This window comes from Acinetobacter sp. NPDC052428 (assembly GCF_044547685.1).
In the GTDB taxonomy this organism is placed as follows: domain Bacteria; phylum Pseudomonadota; class Gammaproteobacteria; order Pseudomonadales; family Moraxellaceae; genus Acinetobacter; species Acinetobacter lwoffii_G.
The window spans coordinates 1-9,638 of sequence record NZ_JBIUAT010000057.1; the positions used below are offsets into that span (position 1 = coordinate 1).

Consider the following 9,638-nt stretch of genomic DNA (forward strand, 5'->3'; position numbering starts at 1 on the left):
GTACGACTGGTGATTCATATGATATTGCTTTGGCTGAAACGGTGAATGGCTTATACAAAACAGAGGTGATTGAATATTTAAAAGCAGATTGGCAAGGTTTAGCAGATGTACAACTTGCGACATTAAATTGGGTAGATTGGTTCAACAAAAAGCGTGTACACGGTGCACTGGGTTATGTATCGCCTTTTGATTTTGAAGCAATGTACTATGATAAGATTAACCCGTTAGGTCAGGTGGCCTAACTTCAATAAAAAGTCTCCGACAAACCCGGTACGGTTCACTTTGCATTTCAAATCTTTGTGCAACAAAGCCCTTAAACAGTAGTAAAGGGTAGTTAGCACCACCCTTTACTAATTTGAGACTAATATTGTACTTGTCCTGGAATCCAGTTCGTTCCTGCTAACGGAACACGCGCCATTGCAGCAGCTTCGACGTTCAATGCCACCAGATCTTCAGGATCCAGGTTATGCAGATGTGACTTACCACATGCACGTGCCATGGTCTGTGCTTCTAGCACCAGTACACGTAGGTAGTTTGCCAGATGACGGCCCCCTTCTACCGGATCCAAACGCTTAGAAAGCTCAGGATCTTGTGTCGTAATACCCGCAGGGTCACGACCGTTTTGCCAATCATCATAATAACCTGCGCCTGAACCAATTTCTTTTAGTTCTTTATCTAGGCGTGGATGGTTATCACCCAATGCGATCAAGGCTGCAGTCCCAATTGCTACGGCGTCTGCACCCAAAGCCATTGCTTTAGCCACATCTGCACCAGTACGGATACCGCCTGATACGATCAGTTGAACTTTACGGTGCATCCCCATTTCTTGTAGTGCTTGAACCGCTTGCGGAATGGCAGGAAGAATTGGGATACCTACATGCTCAATAAAGACTTCTTGTGTTGCTGCTGTACCACCTTGCATACCATCCAGTACGATTACATCAGCACCTGCTTTTACAGCAAGCTTCACGTCATAATAAGGACGGCTGGCACCAATTTTTACATAAATAGGTTTTTCCCAGTCTGTAATTTCTCGAATTTCAGCAATCTTGATTGCAAGATCATCTGGACCTGTCCAGTCAGGATGACGACAAGCACTACGTTGATCCACACCAACCGGTAAGGTACGCATACCCGCTACACGCTCAGTGACTTTCATACCCAGTAGCATACCACCACCACCCGGTTTTGCACCTTGACCTAATACAATTTCAATTGCATCGGCTTTGCGCAAATCATCTGGGTTCATACCATAACGTGATGGCAAGTATTGATACACTAAAGTTTCTGAATGACCACGTTCTTCAGGTGTCATACCACCATCACCAGTCGTGGTTGATGTACCCACCATTGATGCACCACGGCCTAAAGATTCTTTAGCATTGGCCGAGAGGGCACCAAAGCTCATACCGGCAATGGTCACAGGAATTTTTAGATGAATTGGTTTTTTGGCAAAACGTGTACCGAGTACCACATCCGTACCACATTTTTCACGATAACCCTCTAGCGGATAACGTGACATGCTCGCACCTAATAACAGTAAGTCATCAAAATGAGGGACTTTACGTTTAGTACCACCACCACGGATATCATAAATACCGGTTGCAGCTGCACGTTGAATTTCCTGAATCGCTAAACGATCGAATGTTGCAGATTCACGTAACACTGGTTCGTATTCTTGGTAAGTTTGAGTCATGATCTTATTCTCCGTATTACGTTCTCAATTAGTATGCAGATGCGTTATCGACTTTAAAGTTATAGAGTTGTCGTGCTGAGCCATAGCGTTTAAATACTTTTGGATCTTCATTAAATCCAGCTTTTGCTAATAATTCTGCCAGTTCATCAAGGTGCTCTTGACGCATTTCTTTTTCAATGCAGTCAGAACCCAGTGATTTAACTGTTCCCTTTACATAGATACGGGTTTCATAAAGTGAGTCACCCAGTGCATCACCAGCATCGCCACAAACCACTAAACGGCCTGCTTGTCCCATAAAGCAGCTCATATGTCCAATGCTGCCACCGACAACAATATCGACCCCTTTCATAGAAATACCACAGCGTGCACCAGCATCACCGTCAATCACCAGCAAGCCACCATGTGCTGTAGCACCTGCTGCTTGTGAAGCATTACCCTTAACGTGCACTGAGCCGGACATCATATTTTCTGCACAACCCACACCAACATTACCATTCACAACAATATCTGCTTCCTGATTCATACCTGCACAGTAGTAACCTGCATGGCCATCGATAGTAACTTTTACTGGTGCTTTAATACCGACCGCAATATTGTGTTGACCTGCAGGATTGCTCACTGTCCATTCTTTGATTTCTGCAACAACTTCAGCATCGTGTAAGGCCTGATTAAGTTCACGGATCGTATCGATGCTTAAGTCATAATGATCTTTTAATTCAACAGCATTTAATTGTTCTGCAACTGCACTATTCATATGTATTCTCCAAATTTGTTCTATTTCAATTTAAGCGGCGTCTTTTGAACGTTCCCACACATATAAGGTGGCAGGCTCTGGTTCCCAAACACGGGCTTTATCAATATTTGGAAGCGATGCAAGTGCTTGATATTCAGATGCCATTGCAACGTAATCATCAGTTTCAGCCAGTACAGCAGGTTTACATGCAATTGGATCACGGATCACGGCAAAACCGTCTTTGGTGCCAATGGCAAAAGTAAAGAAACCATCTAAATCTTCAAGAGCATTGTCGAGTGCTTGAGCCAAGCTATCACCTTGTTGTAAACGCCAAGTCAAATATCCAGCTGCAACTTCAGTATCATTGTCTGTTTCAAAATGAATGCCTTCACGTTTCAATTCTTGGCGTAAGCGTGCGTGATTCGATAGTGAGCCGTTGTGTACTAGGCACAAATCCGCACCGGTAGAAAATGGATGACTACCTTCCATCGTTACGGCACTCTCTGTTGCCATACGGGTATGCCCGATGATATGGCTACCTTTCATTTTTGAAAGGCCAAAGCGCTCAGAAATTTCGACTGGCAAGCCCATACCTTTTAGGATTTCGATGCTTAGCCCTGCACTCATAATTTTCAGCTGTGGGGCAATTTTAGCGATCGCTGTACGGACTGTATCCTCATCTGCCTTTACTTTAATTACTGCTGCAGTCGCATTGGTAAACCAGTCTAATTCGGCATTTAATTCAGTTGTAAGTTCGGCAATAAAAGTGTCCCAAATAAAAGTCTCATCCGTAGTTTGTAAAGTGAGTTTGACCCAACCTTCTTGCACTTCATCACCATAAATGGCAAAGCCTGCACTATCTGGTCCACGACCCGTCATTGACTCAAGCATCGGTTCAAATAATTTACCTAATTGTGATTCCAAAGCAGGGTTTTTAAGATATAAACCAACGATTCCACACATAATCATTCTCCATGAGATTTTTTAAATTTTTAAAATGTATTAAAAGAATTCGGTATAACGTTGAACTTCCCAATCAGATACATGGCGGCAGTATTCCACCCACTCCATGCTCTTTTGATCGATAAACTCATCAACAATTTCTGCACCCAATGTGTCGCGGAAAAGTGAGTCTGCTTTCAGCGCTGTCACTGCTTCTTTGAGAGATTGTGGTAGGGTCTGGATACCACGGGCTGCAATTTCATCTAGGGTCAAGGTATATAAATTTTCATTACATACTGGTGGTGGTGTAAGTTCACGCTCAATCCCATCCAGACCTGCAGCAATAATTGCGGCTGAAACCAGGTAAGGATTACAGCCCGCATCTGGTAGGCGTAATTCAATACGACCATACGGAATACGGACCATGGCAGAACGGTTATTTGAACCGTAAGCGATAAATGCCGGTGCCCATGTCGCGCCTGAAAGTGAACGGCCAACCACTAAACGTTTATATGAATTGACGGTCGGTGCACAAAAAGCACAGAGTGCTGGTGCATGCTCCAAAAGACCTGCAATAAAGTGATATGCCATTTTTGATAAACCCATACCACTCGGGTCGCTTGGATCATGGAATAAATTTTTGGATTCATCACTTCCTATGGATAGATGGAAGTGCATACCATTCCCGGCACGCTTTGGATCAGGTTTTGGCATAAATGAACAGACCATACCTAGATCATTGGCAATTTCACCAGCCGCCATACGGAAAAAGGTAAACATATCTGCCGAATTCATGGCATCAGAATAGGTATAGTTAATTTCAAACTGACCATTGGCATCCTCATGGTCAATCTGGTAGATATCAAAACCGACTGGAATCAAAGCTTCTGTGAGTTTTTCCAAAAACTGGCGAGAACGTGACAAGCCTTTATAGTCATAGCAAGGCTTATCCAAATTGTCCGAATCATCGACCATTTTGAGTTTGCCGTCTTCAGTACGGCGGAACAAACTAAATTCTGGCTCTAGACCCGTGTTCAGGGTCCAGCCTTTAGCAGACAAGCGCTCAACTTGACGACGCAACACATAACGAGAATCATAAGGATGAGGCTGGCCATTGACATAACCTTCACAGACTACACGACCATAGCCTGGCTGCCATGGCACAGGGGTAAGAGTAGATAGGTCACCCTTGACCATGAAATCTGGTCCGTGCGGTTGCATACCCATGCCTGAAATTGCAAATCCGGCAAAACCAACTCCATCACCCTCAATGGCTTTTAGACCTGAGATGGGTACTGACTTAGTTTTAGCAGCACCATGAATATCGACAAATTGAGCCAATACATATTTCAGATTATGTTGATCAATGACTTGCTGTACCTCTGGACGATACATGGGTTTGCTGATTATATTCTGTTGATCAAACAACTCGTTTACGGCCTGTTGCAACATAATTGACATACTCCCGATATGACAAAAACGACTGTTGGCTCGAAAAATGCAAATCTTTTTATTGGAATCACATTATTCAGCTTAAGAAACTTACTTTCCTATTAAGAAAGCAAATCCCTTGCCAACTTTAATTTTTTTTTATTTTTTTTACTTTTTTCTCTGAAAGCATTATTATTCTTAAGGGGAATATAATTTTCTTACTAGTTTAGTATTCCAATAGTTGTTGCTGTTTCTGATTTTTTAATGAGATGCAGTGTTCTGAGAGTCAAAATAGTGCGAGTTGATCCAAAATGAGACAGAACAAAAATAGTATGAAGCTGGAACAATATATTGGCATCCATATTAAACGTTACCGCCAGGAGCAGGGCCTTAAGCTTGCTGAAGTGGCACAGATTGCAGAAATTAGCCAAGGTATGCTCAGCAAAATTGAAAATGCTCAAGTCTCGACCAGTCTTGAAACCTTAAGCCGTTTATGTGAAGTGTTAGGGATTCCTTTATCGACCTTATTTAGCCAATATGACCAACAGGAAAGTCATGCCATGCTGGTGAAAAAGGGTGAAGGTATGGAAGTGGTACGGCGTGGCACGGATAAAGGACATACTTATCATTTGCTCACCCACTCCCGCGGCCCACATAAAAATTTCGAAGCCTATCTGGTCAGTATGGATGATGCCAGTGAGGAATTTCCTACCTTCGCCCATCCCGGTACTGAAATGCTTTACATGGTCGAAGGGGAAATTCTGTATCGTCACGGCGATGAAGTATTTCATCTTCAACCAGGTGACTGTCTGACGCTGGAAGGTGAAATTCCTCATGGGCCAGAACAGCTACTTCAAGTTCCCATTCGGCTTATTTCCATGGTGAACTATTCCACTCATCACGAGGAATAAAGCATCAAATAAAAAAGATGGTCCATTGCCATCTTTTTTCCATTTTTCTTTGAGTTTTACTAAAAATCAAGCAATGGTATAGGAATTGCTTTATTTACAGGAAATTAATTATCCCCAAGGGAATATTTAGGTGGTTTTTACTGATTCAAATTTTGATTGGGTCAGCAAAACTTTCTGTAAATTAGGAGCAATTATGAACCTATCACGGCTACAAAGACTTTGTCTAATAAGTATTATGCTATTGCCATCACTGTGTTTTGCCTCAGACACAGAGATGGATAAAGCATCCACTGTCTGGATGATTATTTCATCCTTATTGGTGCTATTAATGTGTATTCCTGGACTGGCACTTTTTTATGGTGGTATGGTTCGAGAAAAAAATGTGTTGTCTATTGTCACTCAGTTCATGGGCATTGCTGCAGTGGTATCTGTACTGTGGGTCGCTTTTGTCTACAGTATGACTGCCGATACCACGGGCATGGAAGCAGGTGTCTACAATATTGGCAGTTTTGTCGGTGGTCTAGATAAGGCCTTTTTATTTGGCATTGATGAATTTACCCTGGCCAGTGGTGTGCCCGAATATGTGCTGCTGACTTTTGGCTTGGCCTTTGCCATTATTACTCCATGTATCGTGATCGGCGGTTTTGCTGAGCGAATGAAATTTAGCGCTGTAATTTTATTTAGCATCTTATGGCTAGTTATTGTTTATGCACCAATCAACCATATGGTCTGGAGCGGTGAAGGTGCCTTGTTCCACAATTGGGGAGTGCTGGACTTTGCTGGTGGGACTGCTATTCATATCAACTCTGGTGTTGCCGCACTTGTAGGTGCTTATGTACTTGGCCGACGTCAAGGTTGGCCAACTGCAGCGATGCCTCCTCATAATGTCATTTTTACATTCATCGGGATGGCATTTCTTTGGATTGGCTGGTTTGGCTTTAATGTCGGCTCTGCTCTGGCAATCAATGATTCCGCGATCGTGGCATTCATCACAACAATGCTGGCAACTTGCACCGGTATCTTGGGTTGGATGGTCATTGAAAAAATCAGAACAGGCCATGTCACTGCCCTAGGGCTAGCATCTGGGGCTATTGCAGGATTGGTCGGTATTACTCCAGCCTGTGCGTATGTAGGTCCACTCGGCTCTCTGCTCATAGGTTTTATTAGCGCCATCGGCTGTTACTACGCAATTTCCGTTCTTAAGAAAAAAATTGGGATAGATGACTCTCTGGATGTATTTGGACTGCATGGTATTGGCGGAATTATTGGTTGTATCCTGACCGGTATTTTCTGTATTCCTGCTTTGGGAGGTAAAGTTCCTGATGCCAGTGTTATCCCGCAAGTTATTGCACAAATTGCCAGCATTATTGTCACCGTCTTATATTCTGGCATTCTGACCTGGCTTATCATGAAGATCATTGATAAGACTGTGGGCCTTCGTGCAAATCCTGAAAATGAACACCGCGGCCTAGATTTGAGCGATCACAATGAACGTGCTTATAACCATTAATGGATAAAGCTTTTAACTACTTACGACCTATATAAAACTGGGCAACTCTTTAGCCCGGTTTTGCCTTTTAAATACTATCTAATCGCCAAGATAGAAAATAATAAGCCTTGATCAAACTTAAATATATTTTAGTATTACTTAATTGTAATTTAGTAATACTAAGTCAATCACTTCTGAACTCTAATCTCAATTCTAATTTTTTAATACAAAAAATTATCAATCTTATTAACTACTTATTTATATATAACACTACGTATTAATTAACGATTTTAATGAAAATTCCATATTTATAGCGTTTATGGCATATGAATTGCTTTAGTAAATATGAAATAAATATTCTTTATAAGAATACTCAACAAACACTTTATTCAAGTAAACACAGGTTTTTTATATGTAGTTTATCGTGGGATTTATGGGAGCCATTCATGATGTTGCAGATTTTAAAAAAATTAATACTTGCAAGTTTACTGCTGTTTCCAGCACTGGCATTTGCAGCAGATGCTATTGATGCACCAGCAACAGTCTGGGTCATGGTATCAACAGTGATTGTATTATTAATGTTTATACCAGGATTAGCACTGTTCTACGGCGGTATGGTTCGTTCTAAAAATATTCTTTCTGTTTTTAGTCAGTTTTTTGCGATTGCCAGCGTAGTCGGTATTTTATGGGTTGTCGTCGTATACAGCTTGGCGACGGATACCACTGGTATGCAAGAAGGTGTCTACAATATTGGCAGTTTTGTCGGTGGGTTGAATGCTACATTTTTGGCAGGTATCACCCCTGATAGTATGGCTGGAGGAATCCCTGAATATATTGTCATTCTGTTTCTGATGACTTTTGCCATGATTACCCCTGCGATTGCTTTGGGTGGATTTGCTGAGCGCATGCATTTTGGTGCCATGGTATTGTTTGCAGCACTCTGGACCATTATTGTCTATGGTCCTCTGGCACATATGGTCTGGGGTGGTGATGGTGCATTATTTCATAACTGGGGTGTATTAGACTTCGCTGGTGGTACAGCCGTACATATCAGTGCCGGTGTGACTTCTTTTGTAGGTGCTTTAGTGCTTGGTAAACGTAGAGGCTGGCCAACTACACCTATGCCTCCGCACAATGTTGTCTTTGTCCTTGTTGGTGCAGCTTTCCTATGGGCAGGCTGGTTCGGCTTTAACGTCGGTTCTGCTTTGGCTATTGATGGTTCATCTTCTCTGATCTTTATGACCACCATGCTGGCAACATTAGGAGGAATCTTTGGCTGGATGCTGGTTGAAAAAATCTCTGCTGGACATGTGACTGCACTTGGTCTTGCATCTGGTGCCATTGCCGGGTTAGTGGGAATTACCCCTGCTGCTGCTTTTGTTGGACCATTTGGTGCGATTGCCATTGGCTTCCTGGCAAGCATTTCTGTGTTCTACGCCATTACTGTCCTTAAACGCAAACTAGGTGCTGATGATGCTCTGGATGTATTCTCACTGCATGGTATTGGTGGTGTGGTCGGATGTATATTGACTGCGATCTTCTGTATTCCTTCACTTGGAGGAAATGCTGAGGGTGTTTCTGTCATTCCTCAAATTCTGGCTCAAATCGCGAGTATCGTATTTACCTTCGTTTATGTAGGTGTTCTGTCTTGGATTCTGCTTAAGATTGTAGGCATGATTATGCCATTACGTGTTAGTGAAGAAGAGGAAGAAACTGGTCTAGATAAAACTGACCATAACGAAAGTGCTTATAATCATTAATTCTAGTACCTGACAAAAAACAAGAGCCTCGTGCTCTTGTTTTTTATATTTTGTTTTTGGATGCTAGAATTCTTTAGCATCAGTAAAACGTTAGCAATTCAGCCTAACTTTTGCCAAACTGAACGACGTTCTTCAATAAAGGCTTTTGGAGAATTTAGTACAATCAATTTTAATTAATTTAAGATCTGGATAAGGTACAAAATCCATATTTGATTCATATCAAAGGAATATTAAGAAGCTATCCTACAGTAAAAAAATGTTAATTTAAAAAGTATTTAGCCTATGATAAGCAAACGATTAAGCTTGGATTAATCATCCGCAAAAAGCATAAAAATGCCTATTTTTTCTAATGAAATAAGTTGACTAAAAGTGTCGGATTAGCAAATTTTTTTGTCAATTTATCAAATTTTTTCAGTATTGTATTTCATTAAAATGAGTTCAAATTCTTCTCGAGTAGCATAATGACCACCCAGATACTAACCATAAAATCCTCCAGAAAAGGGACAGTTTTATCGGCTTTGTTGCACAAAGATTTGAAATGCAAAGCGCCCCTAATTGAGCCAAATTTAAGGCGTAACTTGGGTAAGTGGGCGACCTAATTCCGTAAATCTGTTAAGGACTGCTACACGTGCATGGATCTCATTCACTTGGCTATCAAAACTCCTTGCACTGAGTT

General features: G+C 41.8%; 8 protein-coding genes and 1 pseudogene. 4 read left to right on the forward strand and 5 right to left on the reverse strand.

From position 1 onward, the window contains the following. On the forward strand, positions 1-242 hold a 242-nt coding region (locus ACIG3F_RS15750; RefSeq protein WP_396470505.1), incomplete at its 5' end, for an integrase core domain-containing protein. Between the two features lie 119 nt (positions 243-361). Here the strand turns inward: ACIG3F_RS15750 and ACIG3F_RS15755 are convergent. The 4 genes from ACIG3F_RS15755 to glnT are packed head-to-tail and all read right to left on the reverse strand — an operon-like array spanning position 362 to position 4,823. Next, positions 362-1,696: an FMN-binding glutamate synthase family protein gene (locus ACIG3F_RS15755; RefSeq protein WP_312051485.1), complete on the reverse strand. Its 1,335-nt coding sequence runs from the start codon at positions 1,694-1,696 to the stop codon at positions 362-364. A gap of 28 nt (positions 1,697-1,724) precedes the next feature. Then, positions 1,725-2,450, reverse strand: coding sequence for a protein glxC (locus ACIG3F_RS15760; protein ID WP_312051484.1), 726 nt, complete (start codon positions 2,448-2,450; stop codon positions 1,725-1,727). Positions 2,451-2,480: 30 nt separating this feature from the next. Continuing rightward, positions 2,481-3,392 (reverse strand): glutamine amidotransferase family protein, encoded by a 912-nt coding sequence (locus ACIG3F_RS15765; protein WP_396470507.1) that lies wholly within the window; start codon positions 3,390-3,392, stop codon positions 2,481-2,483. Positions 3,393-3,431: 39 nt separating this feature from the next. Beyond that, positions 3,432-4,823: a type III glutamate--ammonia ligase gene (gene glnT / locus ACIG3F_RS15770; RefSeq protein ID WP_312051482.1), complete on the reverse strand. Its 1,392-nt coding sequence runs from the start codon at positions 4,821-4,823 to the stop codon at positions 3,432-3,434. A 290-nt stretch (positions 4,824-5,113) separates the two neighbouring features. Between glnT and ACIG3F_RS15775 the strand changes: the two genes are divergently transcribed. From ACIG3F_RS15775 to ACIG3F_RS15785, 3 genes are all read left to right on the forward strand, one after another. Next, positions 5,114-5,713 (forward strand): XRE family transcriptional regulator, encoded by a 600-nt coding sequence (locus ACIG3F_RS15775; protein WP_312051481.1) that lies wholly within the window; start codon positions 5,114-5,116, stop codon positions 5,711-5,713. Between the two features lie 193 nt (positions 5,714-5,906). Next, entirely contained in the window at positions 5,907-7,223 is a 1,317-nt protein-coding gene (locus tag ACIG3F_RS15780) for an ammonium transporter (protein ID WP_312051480.1), read from the forward strand. A gap of 425 nt (positions 7,224-7,648) precedes the next feature. Further along, positions 7,649-8,962, forward strand: a complete 1,314-nt coding sequence (locus tag ACIG3F_RS15785; RefSeq protein ID WP_396470508.1) for an ammonium transporter — start codon at positions 7,649-7,651, stop codon at positions 8,960-8,962. Positions 8,963-9,528: 566 nt separating this feature from the next. Here the strand turns inward: ACIG3F_RS15785 and ACIG3F_RS15790 are convergent. Next, positions 9,529-9,638: pseudogene (locus tag ACIG3F_RS15790) on the reverse strand (IS5/IS1182 family transposase); the annotation flags it as partial.

What these genes read in the sequence shown, in the direction of transcription:
- ACIG3F_RS15760 (WP_312051484.1), bottom strand. Translation starts at nt 2,450, where the DNA reads ATGAATAGTGCAGTTGCAGAACAATTAAATGCTGTTGAATTAAAAGAT.
- ACIG3F_RS15775 (WP_312051481.1), top strand. Translation starts at nt 5,114, where the DNA reads ATGAGACAGAACAAAAATAGTATGAAGCTGGAACAATATATTGGCATC.
- ACIG3F_RS15785 (WP_396470508.1), top strand. Translation starts at nt 7,649, where the DNA reads ATGATGTTGCAGATTTTAAAAAAATTAATACTTGCAAGTTTACTGCTG.
- ACIG3F_RS15755 (WP_312051485.1), bottom strand. Translation starts at nt 1,696, where the DNA reads ATGACTCAAACTTACCAAGAATACGAACCAGTGTTACGTGAATCTGCA.
- ACIG3F_RS15765 (WP_396470507.1), bottom strand. Translation starts at nt 3,392, where the DNA reads ATGTGTGGAATCGTTGGTTTATATCTTAAAAACCCTGCTTTGGAATCA.
- ACIG3F_RS15780 (WP_312051480.1), top strand. Translation starts at nt 5,907, where the DNA reads ATGAACCTATCACGGCTACAAAGACTTTGTCTAATAAGTATTATGCTA.
- glnT (WP_312051482.1), bottom strand. Translation starts at nt 4,823, where the DNA reads ATGTTGCAACAGGCCGTAAACGAGTTGTTTGATCAACAGAATATAATC.